Here is a 24476-nt window from a genome sequence, read left to right on the forward strand (position 1 = left end):
CTGACATGACTGACAAAAAAAACAGTATCGACACCCAGCTGATAACAGGTACGGAAAGTCTGCGCATCTTCGAAGGGCTCAATCGCGGCATGTCGCGCCGCAATGCTTTGCAAATGCTCGGATTGGCCGGGGTGACGGTGGCGAGCGCGGGTAGCCTGTTCGGCGCCGCCGGCAAGTTGTTCGCCGATGAGCAGGCCGCAACCCCTGGCAAAGGCAAGCCTGGCGGTCGCATCCGTGTCGCAGGCTCGACCAGTTCCACCGCCGACACCCTGGACCCGGCCAAAGGTTCGTCGTCCACCGACTATGTGCGCCACTACATGTTCTATAACGGGCTGACGCGTTTCGACAGCCACATGGTGCCGCAACTGGAACTGGCCGAGCGTATCGAAACCACCGACGCCACGCTCTGGGTGATCAGCCTGCGCAAGGAAGTGACCTTCCACAATGGCAAGGCACTGACCGCCGCCGACGTGGTGTTTTCGTTGTTGCGGCACAAGGACCCGATCACCGGCTCCAAGGTCTTGCCGCTGGCGTCGCAGTTCGCTGACGTCAAAGCCGTCGGCACCCATGAAGTGCAGATACAGTTGACCGGCCCCAACGCTGAATTGCCGTCGGTGCTGGCCGTTTCTCACATGTTGATCGTGCCAGAGGGCACCAGCGATTTCAGCCAGGGCGTCGGTACCGGTCCGTTCAAGGTCAAGGAGTTCAAGCCTGGGGTGCGTTCCATTGGCGTGCGCAATACCAATTACTGGAAACCCGGCTTGCCGTACCTGGACGAGATCGAATTCATCGGCATCGCCGACGAATCGTCACGGATCAACGCCCTGTTGTCAGGGGACGTGCACATCGTCAACGAGGTCAACCCGCGCTCGACCACTCGCATCAAGGACAGCGCCAAGCACCGGGTCATTGACTCACCGTCGGGCAACTACACTGACTTGATCATTCGTCAGGACCAGATGCCTGGCAAAAGCCCGGAATTCACCCAGGCCATGAAGCTGCTGCTGGATCGGGAACAGGTCAAGTCGGCGATCTTCCGGGGTTACGCCAGGGTCGGCAACGACCATCCGATCGCCCCCGGCGCACGCTTCTACAACGCCGAACTGCCGCAACGGGCCTACGATCCGGAGCAGGCCAAGTTCCTGCTCAAGAAGGCCGGCATGGCAGACATCAGCATGCCGCTGATGTGCTCGCCAGCGGCGACCGGCTCGGTGGACGTCGCGGTGTTGCTGCAGCAGTCCGCCAAGGAGGCCGGGCTCAAGCTCAACGTCAACCGCCTGCCGAGCGATGGCTATTGGTCCAACCACTGGGCCAAGCACCCGCTGAGCTTTGGCAACATCAACCCACGGCCGAATGCCGACATGCTGTTCTCGCAGTTCTTCCAGTCGAGTGCGCCGTGGAATGAATCCGGCTGGAAAAACGAACAGTTTGACCAGCTGTTGATCCAGGCCCGCGGTGAAACCGACGAGGCCAAGCGCGGCAAGATGTACGGTGACATGCAAGTGCTGGTGCATGAGCACTGTGGTATTGGCGTCCCGGTGTTCATCAGCAACATCGACGGTGCCGATCAGCGCGTCAAGGGCTACGGCGCCAACCCCCTGGGCGGTTTCATGGGCTACATGTTTGCCGAGCAAGTCTGGCTGGACGCCTGATGAACGTCGGGTTTGGGCCATATTGCATGAGGGTCGGATGATGAACAGCAACACACTCTGGTTGATTGGCCGCCGCCTGGGGGCGGCGGCCGTGACCTTGTTGATTGTCTCCATGGTGGTATTCGCCATCACGGCGGTACTGCCGGGAGACGCGGCGCAACAGGCGCTGGGGCAGTTCGCCACGCCAGAACAGGTGGCGGCCCTGCGGACGAAAATGGGTTTGGACCAGCCCGGTGTGTTGCGATACCTGCACTGGCTGACGAGCCTGCTCAGCGGTGACCTGGGCATGTCCATGTCCAATGCCATGCCGGTCATCGATCTGATGGCCGGCCGGGTCCCCAACACGTTGATGCTGGCGGCCGCCACCGCGTTGGTGTCGGTGCCTGTGGCCTTGGCCCTGGGCATCGGTTCGGCCATGGGCCGGGGCGGGCGCATCGACAGCTTCCTGAGTTTCTTCACCTTGACCATGGTGGCGGTGCCGGAATTCCTGGTCGCCACCTTGGCGGTGCTGATCTTCGCGGTGAACCTGGGCTGGTTGTCGGCGCTGTCCTACGCCAGTGACATCACCTCACCCTGGCAATTCATGCGCACCTACGCATTGCCGGTCATGACGCTGTGCTGCGTGATCGTCGCGCAAATGTCGCGCATGACCCGGGCGGCGGTGATCGATCAGCTCGACAGCCCTTACGTGGAAATGGCGCGGCTCAAAGGCGTGAGCAATATCCGCATCGTACTTCGGCATGCCTTGCCCAATGCCATCGGCCCCATCGCCAATGCCATCGCCCTGAGCCTGTCCTACTTGTTGGGCGGGGTGGTGATCGTCGAAACGATCTTCAACTATCCCGGCATCGCCAGCCTGATGGTCGATGCCGTGACCAACCGCGACATGGCCCTGGTCCAGGCCTGCACCATGTTGTTTTGTACGGCGTACCTGGCGTTGGTCTTGATTGCCGACCTGTGCGCGATACTGTCCAATCCGAGGCTGAGAAACCAATGAACAACCTCATTGTGAAGTCCCCGACGGCGGCCGTTGCGCTGGGGTTGGGCAAAGACGCCCACGCCAAGTCCTGGCTGGGCCTGGTCGGTGCTGCGATGTGTGTGATCTGGTTGCTGGTGGCCATCTTCGGCCCTTGGCTGGCGCCACATCCGGTGGGGGAGGTGGTCTCCGACAACGTGTTCGACAGCCTCAGCGCCACGTATCCGTTAGGCACCGATTACCTGGGCCGCGACATGCTCAGCCGGATCCTCGTCGGCGCGCGCTTCACCGTCGGCCTGGCGTTGGTGGCCGCGGTGTTGTCCAGCACCCTGGGAACCAGTCTGGCATTGCTGTCGGTGGTGTCGCCCAAGTGGCTGGATGAGTTGATCAGTCGCCTGATGGACGCGTTCATTTCGATCCCCAGCAAGATGCTCGCGCTGATCATGGTCTCGGCCTTCGGCTCTTCGGTCATCTTGCTGATCTGCACGGCGGTGTTGAGCTACACCCCCGGCGCCTTCCGCATCGCCCGCAGCATGGCGGTGAATATCGAGGCCCTGGAATACGTGCAAGTGGCCCGTACCCGGGGCGAGCGCCGGCTGTACATCGCTTGCGTGGAAATCCTGCCGAACATCCTCAACCCGGTGCTGGCGGACCTGGGCCTGCGCTTTGGTTTCATCGTGCTGTTGCTCAGTGGCATGAGTTTCCTGGGGCTGGGCGTGCAACCGCCGGATGCCGACCTGGGCTCGCTGGTGCGCGAGAACATCGGTGGGCTCAATCAAGGGGCACCGGCCATTGTGATTCCAGCACTGGCCATCGGCACCCTGACCATCGGCGTGAATCTGTTCATCGACCGGTTGTCGTCGCGACGTAGCCGACGTTCGGGAGGACATTGAAATGAGCGAGTTGATTCGAGTACAGGACCTGCGCGTGGTCGCCTGTGGCGAACGCGGCGAGGTGGACATCGTCAAGGACGTCAGCTTCTCCCTGGAAAAAGGCGAAGTGTTGGCGTTGATCGGCGAGTCCGGTTCCGGCAAGACCACCATCGCCCTGGCGCTGCTCGGTTATGCCCGGCGCGGGTGTCGGCTGGCGGGCGGCGTCGTGCAAATCGGCGAGCATGACATGCTGGCGTTGGGCGAAAGCCAGTTGCAGAAGTTGCGCGGCAATCGGGTCTCCTATATCGCCCAGAGCGCTGCAGCAGCGTTCAACCCGGCGAAGAAACTCATCGACCAAGTGGTGGAAGGCGCCCTGATTCATGGCCTGGGTAGTAGCGCAGAGCTTGAGGCCAAGGCCGTCGAATTGTTCCGCGACCTGGCCTTGCCAGACCCTGAACGCATCGGCCAGCGCTATCCCCACCAGGTGTCCGGTGGGCAACTGCAACGGGTGATGGCGGCGATGGCGCTGATCAGCGATCCGTTGCTGGTGGTGCTCGACGAGCCGACCACGGCCCTGGACGTGACGACCCAGATCGATGTACTGCGGGCCTTCAAACGAGTGGTGCGTGAACGGGGGGCCACGGCCGTCTATGTGTCCCACGACCTCGCCGTCGTGGCGCAGATGGCTGACCAGATCGTCGTGCTCAATGGCGGCGAAATCTTCGAACACAGCGCCACGGCGCCTTTGCTCAAGGCTCCGGCCCACGAATACACCCGCAGCTTGTTGGCAGCGGCGCGGCCGGACACGACGATCCGTCCGCCGAGCGACATCGCCCAGGACACGCCACTGCTGACCATCCAAGGGCTGACCGCCGGCTACGGCAACAAGAACGCCCAGGGCATGCCAGCGATTCGGGTGTTGGAAGACATCGACCTGACGGTTCGCCGAGGCCAGGCCATTGGCGTCATTGGCGAGTCGGGTTCTGGCAAATCGACCCTGGCACGGGTCGTGGCCGGATTGCTGGTGCCGGCCCTTGGCGGGCTGACCTTCGATGGCCAGCCCCTGGGCGGCAGCCTGTCGTCGCGCACGAATGAGCAGTTCCGACGCATTCAAATGGTCTTCCAGAATGCCGACACTGCCCTCAACCCGATGCACAGCATCAGCACGATCCTGAGCCGTCCGCTGAAGATGTACTTCGGCCTCAAGGGCGCGGCGTTGCGCGAGCGTATCGGCGAATTGCTGGACCTGGTGCGTTTGCCGCGCACGATGGCGGACCGACGCCCGAACGAACTGTCCGGCGGCCAGAAGCAACGGGTCAACCTGGCCCGGGCCTTGGCGGCCAAGCCGGACCTGATCCTCTGCGACGAAGTGACCTCGGCGCTGGACACCGTCGTCGGCGCGGCGATTCTCGAACTGCTGCGCGATCTGCGCCAGCAACTGGGAGTGTCTTATCTGTTCATCAGCCACGACATTTCCACCGTGCGCGCCTTGTGCGACGACATCGTGGTGATGTACAGCGGGCACAAGGTCCAGGCCGGTAGCCGCCAATCCTATGCCGAGGCGCCGTTCCATCCGTATACCGACCTGTTGATCCATTCCGTACCGGAGCTGCGCCAGGGCTGGCTGGAAACCTGCGGCGCAACGACTTGCCAGACGCTGCCGCCCGTTGGCCCGAAAGCCAATGTGCCCGGGCTGTGTACCTTCCTCAGTCGCTGCCCGGTACGGGTAGACGGGCTGTGCAATTGCGTCGCGCCGCAGCGGCGGATGATTGTCGGCGGCAGTGAGATCCTCTGCCATCACGATAGCGCCGAACTGATGAAAACCCAGCAATCGAACAATCTGACCGTGGCGGCATACGCATGAAACCCCGTGTATTGGAGATTCTCAAACGGCTGATGGCCTTCGATACCGTCTCGTCGGAATCGAACATGGCCTTGATCGAATACGTGCGCGATCTGCTGCTGACCAAGGGCATCGAGTCGCTGATCGTCCAGGATGAAAGCGGCCAGAAAGCCAATCTGTTTGCCAGTACCGGCCCCCGGGACGTGCCGGGGATCCTCTTGTCCGGTCATACCGACGTGGTGCCGGCGGCGGGGCAGGCCTGGACCGTCCCGGCGTTTGAGGCGACGGTGCGGGACGGGCGGATCTATGGCCGGGGCAGTTGCGACATGAAGGGTTTTATCGCACTGGCCATCGACGCCATGCTCGATGCCAGCGAGCAGCCATTGAACCGGCCATTGCAACTGGCGCTGTCCCATGACGAAGAGATCGGGTGCGTGGGGGTGCGTCGTTTGCTCGATGTGCTGCACCTGGCACCGGTTCGGCCGTTTCTGTGCGTCATCGGCGAGCCGACCAATATGCAGTTCGTGCTCGGGCACAAGGGCAAGGGTTCCTACCGCACCTACTGCCGCGGCCTGGAAGCCCATTCCTCACTCGCACCGCGTTCGGTCAATGCGATTCACGTGGCTTGCGATTTCATCGCCGCACTGCGCCAGAGCCAGCAGCAGTTGCAAGAGCAGGGGGCACGGGACACCGATTACGACGTGCCCTACAGCACGGTGCATGTTGGCCAGATTGTCGGCGGCAAGGCGCTGAACATCGTGCCCAACCTGTGCACCCTGGATTTCGAAGTGCGCAACCTGCCAGCGGACGACCTGGACGGGTTCCTCGAACAGATGCGCGAGCGGGCCGAACTGATCGTGAGCGAAGCCAAGAAGCTTTCCAGCGTGGCCGCCATCGAAATCGAGACCTTGAATGTCTACCCGGGCCTCGATACCCATCCGAGCATCGAAGCGGTGCGTTTCCTGAAAGACTTTGCCGCCCCGGACACCGGCACCGCCAAAGTCTCGTTCGGCACCGAAGGCGGGTTGTTCAAGCAACGTTTGGACGTGCCGGTGGTGGTCTGCGGTCCAGGCTCGATAGAACAGGCGCACAAGCCTGACGAGTTCATCGAGATCAGCCAGCTCGTCGCTGGCGAGCGTTTTCTGCAGGGGCTGTTGGGCTCGATGCGCGTTTGATCGCGTCACGGTAAAGCCTGCCGTCGAAGACTGATTTTCAGCATTCGACGGCTGTAGGACCGGCGTTTTCAGCATCCTCATCCATGGTGACTCAATAGACTGGAGACTGTCTCAGAACAGGACTCCACGCCATGCTCAAGAATCGCCTGAAAGACCCCAGCCTGCTGGTAGAACTCGCTTACATCGATGGTCAGTGGGTCGGTGCCGACAACGCCGCGACCCTGGACGTCATCAACCCGGCCACCGGCGAAGTGCTCGCCCGGGTACCGGCAATACAAGGCAGCGAAACCCGGCGCGCCGTCGAAGCCGCCGACCGTGCCTGGCCGGCGTGGCGTGCACGTCCGGCGGCAGAACGGGCGGCGCTGCTGGATCGTTGGTATCAGGCCATGATCGACAACCTCGACGACCTGGCGTTGATCCTGACCTGCGAACAGGGCAAGCCGCTGACGGAAGCCCAGGGCGAGATTCGCTACGGCGCCAGCTTCGTCAAATGGTTTGCCGAGGAAGCCCGGCGGGTCTATGGCGAAACCATCCAGGCCCCCAGCGGTGACCGCCGCTTGCTGACCCTCAAGCAACCGGTCGGCGTTTGCGCCGCGATCACCCCTTGGAACTTCCCCAACGCGATGATCACCCGCAAGTGCGCGCCGGCCCTGGCCGCCGGCTGCACGATCGTGGTCAAGCCATCAGACCTGACCCCACTGTCGGCCCTGGCCCTGGCCGTGCTGGCCGAGCGGGTCGGCATCCCCGCCGGGGTGTTCAATGTCGTCACTGGCATGCCTGTCGGCATTGGTGAAGAGCTGACCGGCAACCCAACGGTGCGCAAGCTTTCCTTTACCGGTTCCACCGCGGTCGGTCGGCTGCTGATGCGCCAGAGTTCGGAGCACATCAAGCGCTTGAGCCTGGAACTGGGCGGTAACGCGCCGTTCATCGTGTTCGACGACGCCGACCTGGAACAGGCGGTGACCGGCATCATGCTCAGCAAATTCCGCAACGCGGGACAGACCTGCGTCTGCGCCAACCGAATCCTGGTGCAGGACGGGATCTACGAGCGCTTCGCCCAGCGCCTGGTGGAGGAGGTGGGCAAGCTCAAGGTCGGCGATGGCCTGGATGACGGCGTAAACATAGGCCCGCTGATCAATGCGGCGGCGGTCAGCAAGGTCGCTCGGCACATTGACGAGGCGTTGAACCAGGGCGCGCGTCTACTCTGTGGTGAGATTCCCCAGGGCGACAGCCAGTTCGTCCAGCCGACGGTGCTCGGCGAAACCCATGCCGGGATGCTGCTGGCCAACGAAGAAACCTTCGGCCCGGTGGCGCCGCTGATGCGCTTTCGCACTGAAGAAGAGGCGCTGGCCTCGGCCAACGCAACGCCTTATGGCTTGGCCGCGTATTTCTTCACCCAGGACCTGCGCCGCTCATGGCGGTTCGGCGAGGCGTTGGAGTTTGGCATGATCGGTCTCAATACCGGGCTCATTTCCATGGACGTCGCGCCCTTTGGCGGGATCAAGCAATCGGGCCTGGGGCGTGAAGGCAGCAAGTACGGCCTGGACGAATTCCTTGAAGTCAAAGCCTTCCACATGGGTGGGTTGTGATCCGGTCAGCGTTTGAAGAGAGGAGGCACGGTTGATGAGCAAACCATTCAGAATCGCCGCGATTGCCGGCGACGGCATTGGCAAGGAAGTCTTGCCGCAAGGGTTGCGGGTATTGGAGCAGGCCGCAAAGAAATGGCAATTGGATTTGAGCATTGAAGTGCTCGACTGGGCCAACTGCGATTATTACCTGGAGCACGGGCAGATGATGCCCGACGACTGGTTCGAGCAGCTCAAGGACTTCGACGCGATTTATTTTGGCGCCGTGGGCTGGCCGGACAAGGTGCCGGATCATATTTCCCTGTGGGGTTCGCTGTTGAAGTTTCGTCGGGACTTCGACCAGTACGTGAATATCCGTCCGGTGCGGTTGTTTCCCGGTGTGCCGTGCCCGTTGGCAGGGCGCGAAGCCGGGGACATCGATTTCGTGGTGATTCGCGAAAACACCGAGGGCGAATATTCTTCGATTGGCGGCAAGATGTTCGAAGGCACCGAGCACGAGTTCGTGCTGCAGGAGTCGGTGTTCACCCGCCGTGGCGTGGACCGGATCCTCAAGTTCGCCTTCGACCTGGCCCAGACCCGGCCGCGCAAGCGCCTGACCGCGGCGACCAAGTCCAACGGCATTTCCATCAGCATGCCGTACTGGGACGAACGCACGGCCCTCATGGCGCAGCAGTACCCGGACGTCACCTGGGACAAGCAACACATCGACATTCTGTGTGCGCGCTTCGTGCTTCAGCCTGATCGTTTCGATGTGGTCGTGGCGTCGAACCTGTTCGGCGACATCCTGTCCGACCTCGGGCCGGCCTGCGCTGGCACCATCGGCATCGCGCCGTCGGCCAATCTCGACCCGGAGCGACGTTTTCCCTCGCTGTTTGAACCGGTTCATGGTTCGGCGCCGGATATCTATGGGCGGAACATTGCTAATCCGATTGCGATGATCTGGTCTGGGGCCTTGATGCTGGATTTCCTTGGCAATGGCGATGAGCGTTATCGTGCGGCTCATGATGGGATTCTCAGGGCTATCGAGCAGGTTATCGCCGAGGGGCCGATTACGCCTGATTTGGGCGGGCAGGGTTCGACTCAGGAGGTGGGTCTGGCTGTGGCGATGGCGCTTTGATTGGCTTGCCCGCGATGAGGCCAGCAGGCCCAGCCTCCATGTGACTGAACCACCGCCATCGCGAGCAGGCTCGCTCCCACACTGGACTTTCGGCAGACACTTAACACACATGCGCCCAGTTTCCCTGTGGGAGCGAGCCTGCTCGCGAAGGGGCCGGCACCTTCAATATTTTCATTGAATGAGCCATCGCAATCGCGAGCAGGCTCGCTCCCACATGCAATCTTCAGTGAACACAACATTCATGTCCAACATAGAACCACTGTGGGAGCCGAGCTTGCTCGCGATGAGGCCAGTCAGCCAAGCATCCATGCGACTGAACCACCGTTATCGCGAGCAAGCTTTGCTCCCACGGATCTGATGGGTGTACGACTGGGAGAGCCAGGTCGCCTTTAAGGCCGCCTCGTGGTTAACGGATATTCACACCAAGAAAAGCTACACCAGGCGATCACTTGCAAACATAGAACTTGCGCACATAGACACTGCTCTTCCACGCGCAGGGAGCGCCTCGCGGTACGAACACTGTATCGCCCGTGTTGACCGCCAGTTGGGTCCCATCGACTTGGAGAATGATGCTGCCTTCGACCAGGTACATCAACTCATGCATCGTATGGGGCCGCGCCCTACGGACATAAGGTGTCGAATCCCAAATGCCGATGCGCAGGTTGGTCGCGTCCTCGACGAACAAGTTGTTCGAGCGACATTGCGGTGTCGGGCTCAGCAAAAATTCCTCAGGCGGTGGCGTCGAAGGGGACAGCAGGGTGTGCGGGGGTAAAGCGGTCAGCCCGACATTACCCACTTCAACAGGCTGGATATCGGCACAGAATGCCCAGAGCGAGCCAGGTTGCGCCTCGATCCGAACCGATGTACCGCGGGCAATCACGGCGCTGTCACCCGGATTGAGTTCGAGCGAGTGATCCTGGCTCTGCAGGGTGACGTGTCCCGCGTGGACCACGATCGTTTCACTGTAGGGGTATGCATCGACGCTGAATGGCCCGCTCGCCTGGACGATGCCGGCAGCCATGTCATCCGTCCCGACATAAGCGATCTGCCGGTCAAAAGGATCGTTGGCTCCCAATGAGCCGGAGGTGAATGCGGTTGACGCGGGAGTGCCGTTGGCATGGGCCAACAGCACGGCAGTGGGTTCTCGCATGAGGGTGTTTCTCCGGGAGTGGACGGTATGGGGGGATCAGCCGATGGCCTGGGTCACCAGCGCAAATTGGTGCACGCCGCCGCTGGCCTGGGGCGGGGTCCCGCGGGCCATTTGGGCGACGGTGTCGACTTGCTTCAGCCCGGCTGTTTCCAGCCACGGACCGAGGCCGCTGTCGGGCAGTACATCCATGCGCACAAAAGCATCCGGTACTTGCGCCAATAGCACTGCGATCAGGTACTTGGCCTGCTCTGGATTTTCTGCCACGACCGGGCCGATGTAACGACCGCGGCCGAAGGGACGCAGAATGGCGAATCCGCGCAGTTGTCCATCGCGCTCGATGCCCACGATGTCGTCGACACTGTCGAACAGATCGTTGAGCACGGCATGCCGGTCCAGGCCGCTGCCGGCATTGGCGAGTTCGATCACCTCGTTTCGATCGGTGTCGGTCAGGCGGCGCAGACGCTCACCGGATGGCAGGTCCGTGGGGGCAGGGGGCAATACGTTCCCTTGATGCTGCTGGATATGCCCAAAGTCAACGAATCCCTGGCTGGCATAAAGGGGCGCGCCGGCCAGCGTCGCATTGAGCACGGCGGTCCGCGAACCGCACGCTTCGAGCGCCAGTTCCATCAATCTGCGCCCGATGCCCTGGCCCTGGTACTCATCGCTGACGATCACCAGGCCAATCGTGGCGTAATCACCCTGCGGGCAAGTGAACGCGGTACCGATCAAACGCCCTTCGTCCTCGACGACAAAACCTTGGGAGGCACGCTGCAGCATGGCCCAGTCTTCCAAACGGTGGGGCCATTTCAACTGCACGGACAAGGCATGGGCCGCCGCCACATCGGCAGCGGTCATGGGGCGATAGGCATAGACAGGGCGTTGCGAGTTGGACATGACAGATCTCCATGGACAAGGGAGCGTGACCGGTCGGATTTCTCCGCTGAAAGGATTGGTATCTCACCTGCCGCCAGGCCTGACAAGAGGCCGGCATCGATTCGGTAGATTGCATAAGTTGCGGCTTCACGCGCCGCAGTTATTGCTCAAATCCGCAGCCGGCCCAGCAGCAAATATCAGCGGTTTTTTCGTCGGTGCTTTTCGTCGGTGCTTTTCGTCGACGCGTGGGCGATGCGGGTCAATAACGTCGCTGGCGGTCAATCTGGCCGAGCATCGATTCGCCTCGTTGATGCCGACGGATATTGTCCAGCAGCACGCCAAAGGCACTTTCGGGTTGGGTCATCGCCGCGATATGCGGCGTCAGCAATATCTGCGGATGTTGCCAGAACGGGTGATCCGGTGCGGCCGGCTCCTGTTGCAAGACGTCGAGCACCGCGGCACTGAGCTGGCCGCTGGCCAACGCCTCAAGCAGATCTGCTTCTACCAGGTGCCCACCGCGGCCCATGTTGACCAGCGCCGCGCCCTGGGGCAGGTGTTGGAACATTTGACGGTTGAGAATCCCTTGGGTCTGCTCGGTCAATGGCAAGACACAGATCACGATGTCGCATTGGCCGAGGAACGCCGGGAGTTGTTCGTCACCGGCAAAGCAATCCACGCCAACGATAGTGTGTTCGCTGCGTGCCCAGCCAGATAAGGCGAAACCAAAGGTCTTCAAGGTGGCCAGGATCTGCTGGGCCTGCATGCCAAGCCCCATGACACCGACCCGACGCTGGGCCGCCGGTTGCAGCAAGTGCGCCTGCCAGCACCGGGCGAGCTGTTGCTGACGATAACGAAGCATATCCCGGTGCAGGCTGAGCACGGCGAAACTGGCGTACTCGCACATGCCCCGGGTGATGCCAGGATCGAGTAGACGCACCACCGGCAGGGGCATCGGCAGGCGATCAAGGTCAAGCTGGTCGACCCCGGCCGACAACGCAAACAGCACTTCAAGGTTCGGCAACAGTGCTTCGAGGTCGTCCGGCGCCTGCCAAGCGGCGAGGTAGCGAATGTCCTTCGGATCGCCGATGTCCGGCCAGGCACGCCATTCGATATCCGGCGCGTGCTCGGCGAACAGACGCTTCCATTGTTCGCCGCGTACCGGGTCGGCTTTATAAAGCAGGGCCATGGGTCACTTCTCGTAAAGGATAGGGAATATCCAGCATGCCCGAGTGGTAAAGCAGGATGTATCAAAAGAGCCTGCGTAATCCGGCGACACTGCGTTGTATGGGGCGTTTGCCGGCAGATTCCATGGGGCTGGAGGCGGCTGAAGGAATCTGCTGTTTGCCAGGGTGAAAACAGTCGATCCGAATTTCCCAGAGGCTAAGTTCGGCTTAGACAATTGCGTCGAACGCTTAACCTGTGGAACACATCGCAACCGTTTCCCGGTTGCCTGGTTCACTGTGGGAGATGCCATGAACAGTAAAGTCGAAGAAACCCCAAGCTTGCTCCGTCAACGCGATCAATTCGTGCCACGGGGTCTGGTCACCGCGCATCCGCTGGTCATCGACCGGGCCCGGGGTGCCGAGCTGTGGGACGTGGACGGGGCGCGCTATCTGGACTTCGTCGGCGGCATTGGCGTCTTGAACATTGGCCACAATCACCCGAAGGTGGTCGCGGCGGTGCAGGCCCAACTGCAGAAGGTCAGCCATGCTTGCTTCCAGGTCGTGGCCTACAAACCCTACCTCGACCTGGTCAAGCGCCTGTGCGAGCTGGTGGGTGGCGAGCAAGCCTACAAGGCGGCGCTGTTCACGTCCGGCGCGGAGGCGGTGGAGAACGCGGTGAAGATCGCCCGCGCCCACACCAATCGTCCCGCCATCATTTCCTTCCGTGGCGGTTTCCATGGGCGTACCTTGCTGGGTACGACGCTGACGGGCATGAGCCAGCCCTACAAGCAGAATTTCGGTCCCCTCGCGCCTGAGGTCTTCCATACTCCGTACCCGAATGCCTACCGCGGTTTCAGCAGCGAAATGGCGTTGCAGGCCCTCAACGAATTGCTGGCGACCCAAGTCGCTCCGGATCGCGTTGCAGCGATCATCATCGAGCCGGTGCAGGGCGACGGCGGCTTCCTGTCCGCGCCGCCAGAGTTTCTCCAGGCGCTGCGGGCCCTGACCGAGCAACACGGCATCGTGCTCATCCTTGATGAAATCCAGACCGGCTTCGGCCGTACCGGCAAATGGTTCGGTTTCCAGCACGCCGGGATTCAGCCGGACCTGGTCACCGTCGCCAAGAGCCTGGCAGGTGGTTTGCCCATCTCCGGCGTAGTGGGGCGTGCGCACATCATGGACGCGCCCTTGCCCGGTGGCCTCGGTGGTACCTATGGCGGTAACGCCTTGGCGTGTGCGGCGGCGTTGGCGGTGATCGAAGCTTACGAACAGGAGCAGCTGCTCGAGCGCGGCAAGGCATTGGGCGAGCGGCTGCGTCAGGGCCTGCTGCGCTTGCAGGCACGTCACCCACGTATCGGTGACGTACGCGGCACCGGCTTCATGCTCGCCATCGAATTGATCAAGGACGATGAGGCCCGCAGCCCCGACGCCGAACTCACCCAGCAACTGATCGACCAGGCCAGGGTAGGCGGGCTGTTGGTGATCAAATGCGGGGTGTACCGCAATGTCCTGCGCTTCTTGGCTCCCTTGGTCACCGAAGAAAGCCAGATCGACGAAGCACTGAATATTCTTGAAGCAGCTTTGCTACGCGTGTTGGATTAATCTCAGGTCTCGGTCGGCACCTGTAACGAGGTGCTGACCGAGGGCATTTAGCGCAGATGGATTGATGAATGCATCATGGGAGGCGACACATGCACCTGACTGAATATCGCGCGCTGCTGATCGATTGCGACGAAGTCCTGGTCGATAGGGACTCCGGTGTCTGGACGGCCCTGCAACCCGTGCTCGACAACCACCCGGGCACGCCAGACAGGGACGCGGTGTTGGCGGAATTCGACGCGGCGGTGCGCGGGCTTTATCCGCGTTTCTCCGAACTCGGCTTCAGTGGTTTGTTGTGCTTTGCCCATCGTCAACTGGCAGAGCGCCTGGGGCTCAAGGTCAGTTGGGAGGAGGGCATGAGCTTTGCCCGTTCGGCAGGCAACTGGTCGCTGTTCGAGGACGCGCCCGGCGCGATGTTGTACCTGCGCAAATTCTATCGGTTGCTGGTGTACTGCGACCGCGATGCCGAGGATCGCGACCCGCTCTGCGAGCGTTTGGGAATCCCTCCCGAGGACCTGCATTCCCGGGCTAACAATCCTTTGGAAGATGAGGCATGGCTGCAGGCGAACGCGCTCAAGCCAGAAAACATCATGCAAGTGTCCAGGCCACCTGCACAAGCGCCAAAGTCAGCGGGCCTGTGCCTGATCCGCCGTGGCCATGAGCCTGATAATCAAGAATATTCTGCCGATTTCTACATCACCAGCATGGCCGACCTGGTCGCTCAGCATCAGCTATCTTTGCGCCGTTGAATTTGCTAAAACCACTGTCAACCTGAAGACAACCGAGGGGTACACGATGGAAGGTTTAATAAAACTAGACCGAATTGATATCAGTATCCTTGTTGAACTTCAAAAGGACGGTCGAATGACCAACGTCAGTCTCGCCGATGCCGTGGGGCTGTCATCCAGCCCATGCCTGCAGCGCGTCAAGCGGCTTGAGTCGGCGGGTTATATTTCCGGCTACAGGGCTCATCTCAACCTGGCCAAGATCACTGACTCGGTCACGGTCTTCACTGAAATCACGCTGAGCGACCACAAGCGCGAGGACTTCGCCAAGTTCGAATCCAATATCCGCTTGGTCGATGAAGTACTGGAGTGCCATTTGATCAGCGGCGGCTACGACTACCTCGTGCGTTTCATGACCTGCAGCATCCAGCATTATCAGGAAGTCATCGAAGGGTTGCTGGACAAGAACATCGGCATTTCCAAGTACTTCAGCTACATCGTCATCAAGTCCCCGGTGCTAAAGGATGGGGTGCCGTTGCGTAGGTTGTTGCGTCACTGATGGATTCTGGCGGCAAACCGAGCTTTTGGACTGCTCACAAGCAACAAAAAAATTTGTGCTTGTAGAAAATATATATTGATTTTTCTTAGGCGTGCGCGGCCTTAGCATAAATATGGCCTAAGAAGCCCGGCAGACAGCGAACCCGTTGTCCGTTTGGAAATCAATAAAAATTGCAGCCCGGAGTCCCGATGAGTCTTTCTCCTTTCCACCTCGCAATCCCCGTGTATGACCTGGCCGCCGCACGCACATTCTACGGTGAAGTGTTTGGTCTTTCCGAAGGGCGCTCCAGCACCCAGTGGGTCGACTTCGATTTCTACGGCCATCAATTGGTCATCCATGAGCACCCTAAAACCGCTTCTCAAGAAAGTGTGCATAGCAACCCCGTAGACGGTCACGACGTACCGGTGCCTCATTTCGGGATCATTCTGGAATGGGCACAATGGGAAGCGCTGGCCGAGCGCTTGAGAACCTTCGATACCAAGTTCGTCATTGAACCCTACATCCGATTCAAAGGGCAGGTGGGGGAACAGGCCACCATGTTCTTGTTCGACCCCTGTGGTAATGCACTTGAGTTCAAAGCCTTCAAGGATATGAGTCAGCTCTTCGCAAAATAAATCTACGGCTTTTTCAGAACCTGCTCGGTAATCAGCTGAATCAATAACTTTACCGGCTCGGTGAGGCTGCGGCGTGCACGATGAACCAGGCCAATATCGCGATGAAAGGTGCGCTGATTCAGGTCGATGGGGCGCACCCCGGCAGGCCATTCATGGTGGGGTGTGGTTTCCGGCACCAAGGCCACGCCGACTCCGTTTGCCACGAGCTTGATGATCGCATCCAGCTCATCGAGCTCGCAGACTTCATGCAATGGAATATGGGTTTCTCGCAAAAAGCGATCAACTTGGCGCCCGCCGAAAGATGAACGGTCGTACCGAATGAAAGACTGGCTTGATAACAACTCCGCCCAGTCGTCCCCCGGCATATCGGCAGGCACGATCAAGCGGTACGGTTCACGGGCCAATGTTGTCCAGCGCAGATCACTCTGCAGTGAGAAAGGCGGGCGGATGATCGCGGCCATGTCGATTTCACCTGAATCGACCTGGTTCACCAGTTCCATCGAAAGACCGGGGACCACTCGCGTCCTGCACTGCGGGGAGCGTTGGTGGAATTGCGCGAGCGCTTGCGGCAAGAAGGAGCGTTGAACGGAGGCAATTGCACCCAGGGTGATCAACACATCGGCCGGAAGGCCCACCGATGTTGTCCCCAGGCTCTGGAACTGGCGCACCAATTCCTGGCCCTGCAACAGAACTTGATGCCCCATGCGGTTCAGCTGGGCGGAGCGTCCCTTACGGTCGAACAATTCAACTCCGAGCTCCGCTTCAAGCCGTTGCATCTGCGCGCTGACAGCGGCTTGGGTAAGCCCAATCTTGTTGCCCGCCGCAGCAAAAGTGCCTTCTCTTGCCACCGCTATAAGTGTTTTCAGTTCTTTGATCATTCGAAAATAATAATGTTGTTTCGATGGGAGACATATTTATTTTTTTTACGTTTGCAGTGCGACTCAATGCGTTGGTGATCAGGCTCCCCCGTACCGTGGGGGCATGATATTTTGCCCAGGCCACGACAGCCCGTTCGTGAGCGGCTGCTCGGGCTGGCCTGTTGCTTGATCCCTGTCTACACCATTGGCGAGGGTTTCGATTCAGATGGCAGTGGTCAGATATCCACCATCGACCGGTAGTACCACCCCATTCACAAATGACGCGGCATCGGAAGCCAGAAAGGCAATCACCTTGGCGACCTCTTCAGCACTGCCAAAACGTTTCATGGGCGTGCGGGACAACAGGCGGTCAATCCTCGGTTGATCATCGATTTTCGCCAACAGCGGGGTGGTGATCCACCCCGGCGCCACGGCATTCACACGAATATTATCGGGGGCGTAGGCCTCGGCCAGAGACTTGGTAATCTGCACGATTGCCCCCTTCGCCGCTGAATAGGCCACGAGCTTGCCGCCGCCGAAATAGGAAAACATCGACGCGATGTTAATGATCGATCCGCCTTGCTTCGCCATTAGCGGGTACGCGAGGCTGATGAGCCGGTAGACGGCGTTGAGCTGAACCGACAACACTTGGTTGAAGGCCTCCCACTCCATCTCCTTTTCGCCCAGCGTTCCCCCAGCGGCAGGTACCAGAATGTCGAGGCGGTCGAGGTTTTGGATAACGCTTTTGAGCGCGTCATCGTCGGTGACGTTAACCTCTCGTAGATCAAGCTGGACCCCGTCGGCGACGACGGTGGCATCGGAGCCCAGGCCAATCGCTACGACTCTGGCGCCGTGCCGTGCCAGATACTCGGCGGTTGCCTGGCCGATTCCCGAGGTCCCGCCGCTGACGAGCGCGACCTTGCCTTCAAACAGATTGCTCATGAACATAGTCGTCATTGCCTCTTAAGGTCAGTAAAAACGTTGCTGTTGTGATGCGCTCATAGGCCCAGCGCGGAGCCCACGTCTAACATCAGTTGCAGGCCAACCACAAAACCGTTGTTGCTCAATTGCGTCGCGCCCGGGTTGTAGTAGTTGTCCGGGTTGATCACGTACTGGATGCTGGGTTCGATAGCGAAATGGCGGGTCAAGGCGAAATGGCCGTTGGCTTCCAGTGCGTAGACGTTGCGTTCGCCCAGTTCGGGGTCCCCACCGGCTGCTACGCGCAGGCGCTGTTGGGACTGCAACTGGTGAGAGCTGACTTGCAGGTAGCTGGTCTTGAAGTTGAGCTTGTCCTGGGCTCGATCAAAAGGCGCCAGGTAGGTGAGCCCGGCTTCAGCGAAGTGGTTGAAGGGTTGTTTATCGTCTGCAGTCGTCGACAGCGAGCCGAAGACCTGCATTCCCTGTTGCCCACTGCGCCACAACGTTTGGCGAAACTTGAAGAAGCCTCCGGCGGTGCCGTGCTCGCTGGTGCCGGTTAACGGATCGACCTGCTTGGACGAGTTGAAGTAGGCGTTGAGTTCGTACTGGGTGGTGTCGTCGCCGGGCTTGCTGCCAATCCCCATCAGGAAACTCGTGCCGCTCGCATCGTTGGTGCTGAAGTCCAGGCCTTTACGCTCTTTCAGGTAATCCACCGGATTGGATTCGAACGCCCCGGCATGCACATAGAGGCCAGGGTTCACTTGGTACTTCAAGTAACCGCCCCAGGCGCCGAAGGGCGGCGGCAGCATACCGCTTGATGCGTCCAGGATCGGATCGTTGCAGGTGACGGTGTTTTCACAGTTATAGATGTAGAAATACCGCCGGCCATTCGTACGTCCGATGTGCATATCGAGTTGGTCGTCGAGTGCTTTCTGTTCGAACGTCAGGACACTCAACTGGTTGCTGGCGATATCGTTGTGCAAAGGAGCCCCGGCAAAATAACTGCCTGCGGCGCCTTGCCAGTTACCCGCGGTGGGTTGGCCGGTGCCTTTGTCGAGGATGAATACCGTTTGTTCGAAGTGCAGGGCTGCACCGTCGAGACCGCCGAGTGTGGCCAGATTGATGTCCGCCCCGATGTAAAGATCACCGCTGTTACCGAAGCTGTAGGGACGAGGCCCGGTATCAAGGTTTTTCATGGCCAGACTGGTGAATTGCACATGGGGCTCGATGCCGTAGCCGGCCAATTGTTCGCCCAACTCAGCCAACGGACCTTCACGGTCTTGTGCCCAAACATGGGAATAGGTAAACGCCAGGAACAAAAACGCGGACAAACGAATGATCGGGTTCATGGTCAGGAACTCATTTTTATTGTTGTTGTGATGAGCAGACGCAGCGGTGTGGTGTCGGTGATGAGCCTCGATCACCGCGGCTTCCGTTGTTGAGTGTTCACAGCGAATGTCCCGGGGCCGGTGAGCGCACGCGTGATCGGCGCTCGAGTACGGCGGGCGCCGTTTCCTTGAGCAGCAGGGACAAGCCCGACGCGAGCAAGGCACCGCCGCAGGAGATCCACATGACAATCGACAGACCGAATTGATCGGCGGCAAATCCGGCGACGGTAGGCGCCACGAAACCGCCCACCAACTCGCCAACGCCCATGATCATGCCCAGTGCGGTGGCCATCACTTCTCGCGGGACTGTTTCGGCCGGAATGGTGGACATGAAGAGTGTGAAGCAGCCAAGCCCGGTGAAGGTGAGCACCATTAAAACGCCGAGCACCATGGGCGAAGGAGCGAACAGCAGCGCTATCGGGCAACACGCGGCGATCAGCGAAAACAGCACCAGGGTCGGGCGTCGACCGATTCGGTCGGAAATGCTCGGCACGACAAATCCCCACATGACCCAGGCAGCGCCCAGGCAACTCATGATCGTGCCCATGCTCGGCGCGCTATAGCCGCGGACACTGACGAGAAACGTCGGCGTGAAAGAGATCAAGATGACGAACCACGTCAGAAATACGCAACTGATCAACGTGCACAGCACGATGTTGCGGCTTTTAAGCAACGCCAGACGATGCCCCGTGGATTTGGCGCTGCTCACTGGCGCTGGGCGTGGTTCATCCTGACGCACGTAACGCCAGATCAGCCAGGCGATGAGCAGGCCAGGCAGCAGCGACACAATGAAGGCATGCCGCCAACCATAGGCCTCGGCCAAAGCGATCAGGACCGGAGGGCCAATCACCGCCCCCAACAGGCCTGCCGCCGACCCTTGTAGCAAGCCCATGTTCAGGCCCCGTCGATGTGGCGACGATGCTTCGACCATCATCGATTGGGACAACGGCAGGATGGGCCCTTCGGCCAATCCCATGATGCCGCGAAACAGCAACAGACTGAGGAAACCTGAAACCAGCCCGGAAAGGGCTGAGCACAGGGAGAACAGGATGACCGCCACAATCAGCAGCGGTTTGCGCACACCCCGACGGTCTGACCAGGCACCCACCAGCGTGCCGGAAATCGCCCAGGCCAATGCCAGCACCGAAGACAACATGCCGAGGTGGCTGTTGCTCAGTTGGAGTTCATCGGCCATGAACGGAAACAGAAAGGACAGGGCCAGACGGTCGAAGAACACAAAACCGAACGTCAGGAACAGCACGCAGAGCAGGGTATTTTCATAACTGGCTTTATTATTGTTGTGAGCCATGGTGGTTCTCCGTAGCACGGGTTAACGGAACAGGCGGTCCACAGCGTCAGCCCCCAGGCCGACCTTCTCGTAATGTTCGCGGCACAGGGCGATGTAGGAGTGCACATCGAAATAACCGGTGGACTCGCCTTGATCGTCGAGCCAGATCAGCGGCCCCTTGACGATAAAGAACACACGCATCGGTTCTTCATGCTCGTAGGCCACCAAGGTGTGCCCCTCACCCGGCGTCTCATAAACGAAGTCGCCAGCGGTGGCGGTCCATTCGTGTTCCAGATACCCCCACTTGCCCGAAAGCGTGTAAGCGAACACTTCGTGTGGGTGGTAGTGGCGATTGACCAGGCCGGCACGACTGGACATCAAGATGTCGCACCAACGGTTTTCGCTGGGGGAGATCCACAGGGGGCGTGAAGAAACGGTCTCGGTGAAAGGGACATAAAGCCGCAAATCATCACTGGCGGCATTGGGCAAATAAACCTCGGGCTTGGCGTCGGGCTTGAAGCAGTTCGCGATGGGCTGCAGGTCTTTCCAAAATTCGTTGCGGGCTAATTCGGGCATGTCGGGCCTCTGATTGTTGGAGTACGGAGGCCACTCTAAGGCGGGGAACGCGGGGCGGTTTGATCGAAACAGACGTCATTGTTGTCCGCATCGGACGGATATCTTTTCCTCGCACAGTCGCCGTACTTTTGTTCCGGCCATTGATTGACAGCGCGCTTGGGGCGGTTGTTAATGAGGCTCTGCATGCCCCCATGGTCCGCCTTGCGCGGGGTTGAGCAGTCCATAAAACGAGAACAATAAAATGGTCAAATCCCCCCCCTTGCTCGACACCCGGCGTGCAAGTACCGATGACTATCCACCTGATCAGCGCTTGGCATTCTGGGAGCAGTACAACGCATCGACACTGGTGGGGCTGAAGTGCTCATCCTTCAGCGAAACCGGGTTCAATGCGCGGGAGGACAACCTGAGTCTGGAACGACTTCGAGTCGCCCATATTGTCGGCAACCAGCATGTCATCGAGCGCGATGGCTCAATGATTCGCACGGTACCCAAAGAGTCGGTATTCGTGTCGCTGGTCTTAGGCAGTGAGTCGTTTTTCTTTCAAAACGGCACCTGTCATTTGCTGGAACCTGGTGAGCTGATGGTGTACCGCACCGACAAACCCTACCTGTTTGGCTTCTCCAGTTCGATGCATAAATTTATCTTCGATATACCCCAGGACGTTTTTGCATCCCACTGCTTGCGTCGCTTTGATAGCGCACTGAAGATCAGCACACACACCGGCACGCAGCGTTTGCTCTTACGCACGTTGAGTGAGCGCACCGGCGTATTTTTCGAGCAGCCCCTCAGCCAGGGGGCAGACAACTATCAAGACGAGGTCCTTGAACTGTTGGGCAATATCATTGCTGGCCAGGTAGGTAATCGCCGAATCAATGCGCTTAGCACTTCTTACTTACTGGCCGCCAAGCAATGCATCCTCGAGCAACTGGCCGACCCTACACTGAGCTGTGAGCGAGTAGCGGCACAAACCGGCGTTTCTACGCGACACTTGGCACGGCTGTTCGCCATGGAAGACACCCAGCCCCATCGGTTTATTCTGGAGAAGCGTTTGCAGCGCGCGTTTCAGGTGCTGAGCAGCGGGGAGGGCAGAGGACTGGACATTGCCGAAGTTGCCTACCAGCAGGGCTTCAGCAGCCAGGCGCACTTTGCCAGGGCTTTCAAGACGCACTTCGGCCGCACTCCCAGCGACGTGCGCGCAACGGCGGGGGGCGCTTAGCCAGGTTGCGGACTGTCTTCTGCGGCATGACTCATTTATGATCGCCGATTGATAAAATCTGGATACCGCTTCATGAGTACACGTTCCGACCTCCTGACCAGCGCTGAAATCCTCTTGCGGACCAAAGGCTATGCAGCGTTCAGCTACGCCGACCTCGCGACTGAAATTGGCATCAAGAAGGCGAGTATTCATCACCACTTCCCTACCAAGGAAGGGATGGCGATCGCGATTGTCGAAAGCTATCTGTTCCGTTTCAAGAATCAACTGGAGCAGATCAACGCAGACAATGCCGGTGTGATCGACCGTCTCGAAGCGTTTGCGCTCATGTTCGCCCAGAGCAGCACCGAAGGCATGTTGCCGTTGTGCGGAGCCCTGGCCGCAGAGCTGCTCGCGTTGCCCGACAGTCTGCAGGCGTTGACCCGAGACTTTTTCGAGATCCACCTCGTGTGGCTGCAGGCCAATATTGCATTAGGTCAATCCGTCGGGGAGCTCAAGGCCGAACTCAACGCGGTGCACGTCGCCCGGCTTATCCTCAATGCACTGGAAGGCAACAGCTTCGTTTCTTGGGCACTGAGCGACGCTTATGCACCATCGTCCGGGTTCGATATTCTCCTGGAAGGACTACGCGCAGCGCCCCCGTGTCACTAGGCAATCGCACCGCAACAACGCATCCCTATAAAACGCCTCGAATGACCGAGGCGTTTTTTTTTGCGGCGGGAGACGCGCCGATGAGTGATTTCAATAATTATTGAATGACTACCTACTACTTGGTAGAGTAATTTCTCTTTCGATCACAACCTGATCTATCCAAAGAGGAATCCGCAAATGAGCAACAACCTGAACGGTATCGACGTCGCCGCGCTCCAGCAGTTCGCCCAAGGCGTCGCCGAGGACGCCACCAAGCGTCACGCCAGTTTCAATGTCAAGACCGAGTGGAAAGGCCAGACCCGCACAGTGGCTAAAGTCAATCGCTACAGCTTGGCTGGTGAAACCTATTCGCGTGATTTTGAAATTGCCGCTGATGAGCCAAATGAACTGCTGGGCCAGAATTCCGCGCCAAACCCTCAAGAGCTGCTGATGGCTGCGCTTAACGCTTGCATGTCTGTCGGTTATGCCGCGAATGCCGCGATGATGGGGATCAAGATTCACAGCCTGGAAATCGAAACCAACGGCACCCTCGACCTGCGTGGCTTCCTGGGCATCGACGAGAGCGTCAACCCAGGCTACGACGAAGTGAGCGTGGCGATCCGTCTGCATACTGATGCGCCGCGTGAGCGTGTTGAGGAATTGCATAACGCCGTGCTCCAAACGTCGGTCAATTACGCCAACTTCTCCAAGGCCATCCGCATGGTGCCGACCCTCGAAGTGCGTGAAGACTGATCGCCCATTTCTAATCCCTGCGTGCATCAATGAACATAGGTCATACCGATGCCACGCCCATCAAATCCAGATATTCGGAGTTTGCAATGAACGATTTTTTCAAAGGTAAGAAACTGTTAGTCGTGGGTGGCACCAGTGGCATGGGATTGGAAACGGCCCGCATGGTGCTGAAGGCGGGCGGCAGCGTCGTGCTCACAGGCAGCAAACAGGCTAAAGCGGATGCGGTGAGTAATGAGTTGAGCGCGCTGGGCCCTGTGTCGGTGATTGTCGCTGACCTGATGACGGAGGAGGGCATGAATGTCGTTCGCCAGGAAATCGATGCCGACCACAGCGATATCAGCCTGATGGTGAACTCCGCCGGGATCTTTATTCCCCAGCCATTTATCGAGCATGGTGACGCCGATTACGACATGTACCTGTCCCTCAACCGCGCCACGTTCTTCATCACCCAGACAGTCGTCAAGAACATGCTGGCCGCCAAGCGCGAAGGGGCCATTGTCAACGTCGGCTCCATCGGTGCACAGGCCGCACTGGCAGGTTCGCCAGCCTCTGCCTATTCCATGGCCAAGGCGGGGCTGCATGCCATGACCCGTAACCTGGCCATTGAATTGGCTCACTCCGGCATCCGTGTGAATGCGGTATCGCCAGGTATCGTTCACACCTCGATCTACGAGGGGTTCATGGACAAAGAGGCGATCCCGGACGCGATGAAATCGCTGAACGATTTCCATCCGTTGGGACGCGTCGGTGTTCCTGAAGATGTCGCCAACACCATTCTCTTCCTGCTGTCGGAAAAAACTTCCTGGGTGACCGGCGCTATCTGGGATGTGGATGCGGGGATCATGGCGGTACGTGCCTGAGCACAGCGACGAGTGCGACAAGATGAAGGCTCCCTTTGGGCGAGCTTTCATCCCTTCACCTCTACACGCGTTTCTTTGGTTATTGGATG

Annotated in this window: 23 protein-coding genes; 15 read left to right on the forward strand and 8 right to left on the reverse strand. The window is 59.6% G+C overall.

The genetic code is table 11. The annotated features are described in order from the left end of the window. The first annotated feature begins 5 nt into the window (after window positions 1-5). The 7 genes from HU715_RS08435 to HU715_RS08465 all read left to right on the forward strand — a co-directional run bounded on the left by HU715_RS08435 (window position 6) and on the right by HU715_RS08465 (window position 9221). Complete coding sequence (locus HU715_RS08435) at window positions 6-1652, forward strand: ABC transporter substrate-binding protein (RefSeq protein ID WP_186705639.1); 1647 nt, start codon at window positions 6-8, stop codon at window positions 1650-1652. Window positions 1653-1692: 40 nt separating this feature from the next. Further along, window positions 1693-2649 (forward strand): ABC transporter permease, encoded by a 957-nt coding sequence (locus tag HU715_RS08440; protein WP_186705759.1) that lies wholly within the window; start codon window positions 1693-1695, stop codon window positions 2647-2649. Beyond that, window positions 2646-3521, forward strand: a complete 876-nt coding sequence (locus tag HU715_RS08445; RefSeq protein WP_186705638.1) for an ABC transporter permease — start codon at window positions 2646-2648, stop codon at window positions 3519-3521. The genes HU715_RS08440 and HU715_RS08445 overlap by 4 nt, the downstream gene beginning before the upstream one ends. A gap of 1 nt (window position 3522) precedes the next feature. Beyond that, window positions 3523-5364, forward strand: a complete 1842-nt coding sequence (locus HU715_RS08450; protein WP_186705637.1) for an ABC transporter ATP-binding protein — start codon at window positions 3523-3525, stop codon at window positions 5362-5364. Beyond that, window positions 5361-6518, forward strand: a complete 1158-nt coding sequence (argE, locus tag HU715_RS08455) for an acetylornithine deacetylase (protein WP_186705636.1) — start codon at window positions 5361-5363, stop codon at window positions 6516-6518. Before HU715_RS08450 ends, argE begins: the two co-directional genes overlap by 4 nt. A 131-nt stretch (window positions 6519-6649) precedes the next feature. Then, window positions 6650-8107, forward strand: a complete 1458-nt coding sequence (locus HU715_RS08460; RefSeq protein WP_186705635.1) for an NAD-dependent succinate-semialdehyde dehydrogenase — start codon at window positions 6650-6652, stop codon at window positions 8105-8107. A gap of 34 nt (window positions 8108-8141) precedes the next feature. Then, a complete protein-coding gene (locus HU715_RS08465) occupies window positions 8142-9221 on the forward strand; it encodes a tartrate dehydrogenase (RefSeq protein ID WP_186705634.1) in 1080 nt (359 codons plus the stop codon). Window positions 9222-9666: 445 nt separating this feature from the next. Here the strand turns inward: HU715_RS08465 and HU715_RS08470 are convergent, their stop codons facing one another. The 3 genes from HU715_RS08470 to HU715_RS08480 form a co-directional block, all read right to left on the reverse strand. Beyond that, complete coding sequence (locus tag HU715_RS08470) at window positions 9667-10371, reverse strand: cupin domain-containing protein (protein WP_186705633.1); 705 nt, start codon at window positions 10369-10371, stop codon at window positions 9667-9669. Between the two features lie 36 nt (window positions 10372-10407). Next, window positions 10408-11265, reverse strand: coding sequence for a GNAT family N-acetyltransferase (locus HU715_RS08475; RefSeq protein WP_186705632.1), 858 nt, complete (start codon window positions 11263-11265; stop codon window positions 10408-10410). 238 nt (window positions 11266-11503) lie between these two features. Continuing rightward, complete coding sequence (locus tag HU715_RS08480; protein WP_186705631.1) at window positions 11504-12430, reverse strand: 2-hydroxyacid dehydrogenase; 927 nt, start codon at window positions 12428-12430, stop codon at window positions 11504-11506. A 286-nt stretch (window positions 12431-12716) separates the two neighbouring features. On the opposite strand from HU715_RS08480, the gene gabT reads away from it, so the two are divergent. The 4 genes from gabT (at window position 12717) to HU715_RS08500 (ending at window position 15904) form a co-directional block, all read left to right on the forward strand. Further along, window positions 12717-14009 carry a 4-aminobutyrate--2-oxoglutarate transaminase gene (gabT, locus tag HU715_RS08485; protein ID WP_186705630.1) on the forward strand — a complete coding sequence of 431 codons (1293 nt, stop codon included), beginning with the start codon at window positions 12717-12719 and terminating at the stop codon, window positions 14007-14009. An 89-nt stretch (window positions 14010-14098) separates the two neighbouring features. After that, window positions 14099-14755, forward strand: a complete 657-nt coding sequence (locus HU715_RS08490) for an HAD family hydrolase (RefSeq protein WP_186705629.1) — start codon at window positions 14099-14101, stop codon at window positions 14753-14755. Between the two features lie 46 nt (window positions 14756-14801). Beyond that, on the forward strand, window positions 14802-15290 hold the full coding sequence (locus tag HU715_RS08495; protein ID WP_008146530.1) for an Lrp/AsnC family transcriptional regulator: 489 nt from the start codon (window positions 14802-14804) through the stop codon (window positions 15288-15290). 188 nt (window positions 15291-15478) lie between these two features. After that, window positions 15479-15904: a VOC family protein gene (locus HU715_RS08500; RefSeq protein WP_186705628.1), complete on the forward strand. Its 426-nt coding sequence runs from the start codon at window positions 15479-15481 to the stop codon at window positions 15902-15904. Window positions 15905-15906: 2 nt separating this feature from the next. On the opposite strand, the gene HU715_RS08505 is transcribed toward HU715_RS08500, so the two are convergent. From HU715_RS08505 to HU715_RS08525, 5 genes are all read right to left on the reverse strand, one after another. After that, entirely contained in the window at window positions 15907-16782 is an 876-nt protein-coding gene (locus tag HU715_RS08505) for a LysR family transcriptional regulator (RefSeq protein WP_186705627.1), read from the reverse strand. Between the two features lie 201 nt (window positions 16783-16983). Further along, window positions 16984-17703 (reverse strand): SDR family NAD(P)-dependent oxidoreductase, encoded by a 720-nt coding sequence (locus tag HU715_RS08510; RefSeq protein ID WP_225917574.1) that lies wholly within the window; start codon window positions 17701-17703, stop codon window positions 16984-16986. Between the two features lie 56 nt (window positions 17704-17759). After that, the gene (locus tag HU715_RS08515) at window positions 17760-19028 is read right to left on the reverse strand and encodes a carbohydrate porin (RefSeq protein ID WP_186705625.1); all 1269 of its coding nucleotides are present in this window, start codon (window positions 19026-19028) and stop codon (window positions 17760-17762) included. Between the two features lie 97 nt (window positions 19029-19125). Then, window positions 19126-20376, reverse strand: coding sequence for an MFS transporter (locus HU715_RS08520; RefSeq protein WP_186705624.1), 1251 nt, complete (start codon window positions 20374-20376; stop codon window positions 19126-19128). Between the two features lie 21 nt (window positions 20377-20397). Next, a complete protein-coding gene (locus tag HU715_RS08525; protein WP_053121222.1) occupies window positions 20398-20931 on the reverse strand; it encodes a 2,4'-dihydroxyacetophenone dioxygenase family protein in 534 nt (177 codons plus the stop codon). Between the two features lie 241 nt (window positions 20932-21172). Between HU715_RS08525 and HU715_RS08530 the strand changes: the two genes are divergently transcribed. From HU715_RS08530 to HU715_RS08545, 4 genes are all read left to right on the forward strand, one after another. Beyond that, window positions 21173-22147 (forward strand): helix-turn-helix domain-containing protein, encoded by a 975-nt coding sequence (locus HU715_RS08530; protein WP_186705623.1) that lies wholly within the window; start codon window positions 21173-21175, stop codon window positions 22145-22147. A 72-nt stretch (window positions 22148-22219) separates the two neighbouring features. Beyond that, a complete protein-coding gene (locus HU715_RS08535; RefSeq protein ID WP_186705622.1) occupies window positions 22220-22795 on the forward strand; it encodes a TetR/AcrR family transcriptional regulator in 576 nt (191 codons plus the stop codon). A 177-nt stretch (window positions 22796-22972) separates the two neighbouring features. Further along, window positions 22973-23527, forward strand: coding sequence for an OsmC family protein (locus HU715_RS08540; RefSeq protein WP_186705621.1), 555 nt, complete (start codon window positions 22973-22975; stop codon window positions 23525-23527). 86 nt (window positions 23528-23613) lie between these two features. Next, window positions 23614-24387 (forward strand): SDR family NAD(P)-dependent oxidoreductase, encoded by a 774-nt coding sequence (locus HU715_RS08545; RefSeq protein WP_186705620.1) that lies wholly within the window; start codon window positions 23614-23616, stop codon window positions 24385-24387. Window positions 24388-24476: the final 89 nt, after the last annotated feature.

It is taken from the genome of Pseudomonas zanjanensis, from assembly GCF_014268745.2.
Classification (GTDB): domain Bacteria; phylum Pseudomonadota; class Gammaproteobacteria; order Pseudomonadales; family Pseudomonadaceae; genus Aquipseudomonas; species Aquipseudomonas zanjanensis.

What these genes read in the sequence shown, in the direction of transcription:
- HU715_RS08540 (WP_186705621.1), top strand. Translation starts at nt 22,973, where the DNA reads ATGAGCAACAACCTGAACGGTATCGACGTCGCCGCGCTCCAGCAGTTC.
- HU715_RS08475 (WP_186705632.1), bottom strand. Translation starts at nt 11,265, where the DNA reads ATGTCCAACTCGCAACGCCCTGTCTATGCCTATCGCCCCATGACCGCT.
- HU715_RS08490 (WP_186705629.1), top strand. Translation starts at nt 14,099, where the DNA reads ATGCACCTGACTGAATATCGCGCGCTGCTGATCGATTGCGACGAAGTC.
- HU715_RS08465 (WP_186705634.1), top strand. Translation starts at nt 8,142, where the DNA reads ATGAGCAAACCATTCAGAATCGCCGCGATTGCCGGCGACGGCATTGGC.
- HU715_RS08445 (WP_186705638.1), top strand. Translation starts at nt 2,646, where the DNA reads ATGAACAACCTCATTGTGAAGTCCCCGACGGCGGCCGTTGCGCTGGGG.
- HU715_RS08450 (WP_186705637.1), top strand. Translation starts at nt 3,523, where the DNA reads ATGAGCGAGTTGATTCGAGTACAGGACCTGCGCGTGGTCGCCTGTGGC.
- HU715_RS08495 (WP_008146530.1), top strand. Translation starts at nt 14,802, where the DNA reads ATGGAAGGTTTAATAAAACTAGACCGAATTGATATCAGTATCCTTGTT.
- HU715_RS08520 (WP_186705624.1), bottom strand. Translation starts at nt 20,376, where the DNA reads ATGGCTCACAACAATAATAAAGCCAGTTATGAAAATACCCTGCTCTGC.
- HU715_RS08505 (WP_186705627.1), bottom strand. Translation starts at nt 16,782, where the DNA reads ATGATCAAAGAACTGAAAACACTTATAGCGGTGGCAAGAGAAGGCACT.
- HU715_RS08500 (WP_186705628.1), top strand. Translation starts at nt 15,479, where the DNA reads ATGAGTCTTTCTCCTTTCCACCTCGCAATCCCCGTGTATGACCTGGCC.
- argE (WP_186705636.1), top strand. Translation starts at nt 5,361, where the DNA reads ATGAAACCCCGTGTATTGGAGATTCTCAAACGGCTGATGGCCTTCGAT.
- HU715_RS08435 (WP_186705639.1), top strand. Translation starts at nt 6, where the DNA reads ATGACTGACAAAAAAAACAGTATCGACACCCAGCTGATAACAGGTACG.
- HU715_RS08530 (WP_186705623.1), top strand. Translation starts at nt 21,173, where the DNA reads ATGGTCAAATCCCCCCCCTTGCTCGACACCCGGCGTGCAAGTACCGAT.
- HU715_RS08460 (WP_186705635.1), top strand. Translation starts at nt 6,650, where the DNA reads ATGCTCAAGAATCGCCTGAAAGACCCCAGCCTGCTGGTAGAACTCGCT.
- HU715_RS08525 (WP_053121222.1), bottom strand. Translation starts at nt 20,931, where the DNA reads ATGCCCGAATTAGCCCGCAACGAATTTTGGAAAGACCTGCAGCCCATC.
- HU715_RS08545 (WP_186705620.1), top strand. Translation starts at nt 23,614, where the DNA reads ATGAACGATTTTTTCAAAGGTAAGAAACTGTTAGTCGTGGGTGGCACC.
- gabT (WP_186705630.1), top strand. Translation starts at nt 12,717, where the DNA reads ATGAACAGTAAAGTCGAAGAAACCCCAAGCTTGCTCCGTCAACGCGAT.
- HU715_RS08480 (WP_186705631.1), bottom strand. Translation starts at nt 12,430, where the DNA reads ATGGCCCTGCTTTATAAAGCCGACCCGGTACGCGGCGAACAATGGAAG.
- HU715_RS08515 (WP_186705625.1), bottom strand. Translation starts at nt 19,028, where the DNA reads ATGAACCCGATCATTCGTTTGTCCGCGTTTTTGTTCCTGGCGTTTACC.
- HU715_RS08535 (WP_186705622.1), top strand. Translation starts at nt 22,220, where the DNA reads ATGAGTACACGTTCCGACCTCCTGACCAGCGCTGAAATCCTCTTGCGG.
- HU715_RS08440 (WP_186705759.1), top strand. Translation starts at nt 1,693, where the DNA reads ATGAACAGCAACACACTCTGGTTGATTGGCCGCCGCCTGGGGGCGGCG.
- HU715_RS08510 (WP_225917574.1), bottom strand. Translation starts at nt 17,703, where the DNA reads ATGAGCAATCTGTTTGAAGGCAAGGTCGCGCTCGTCAGCGGCGGGACC.
- HU715_RS08470 (WP_186705633.1), bottom strand. Translation starts at nt 10,371, where the DNA reads ATGCGAGAACCCACTGCCGTGCTGTTGGCCCATGCCAACGGCACTCCC.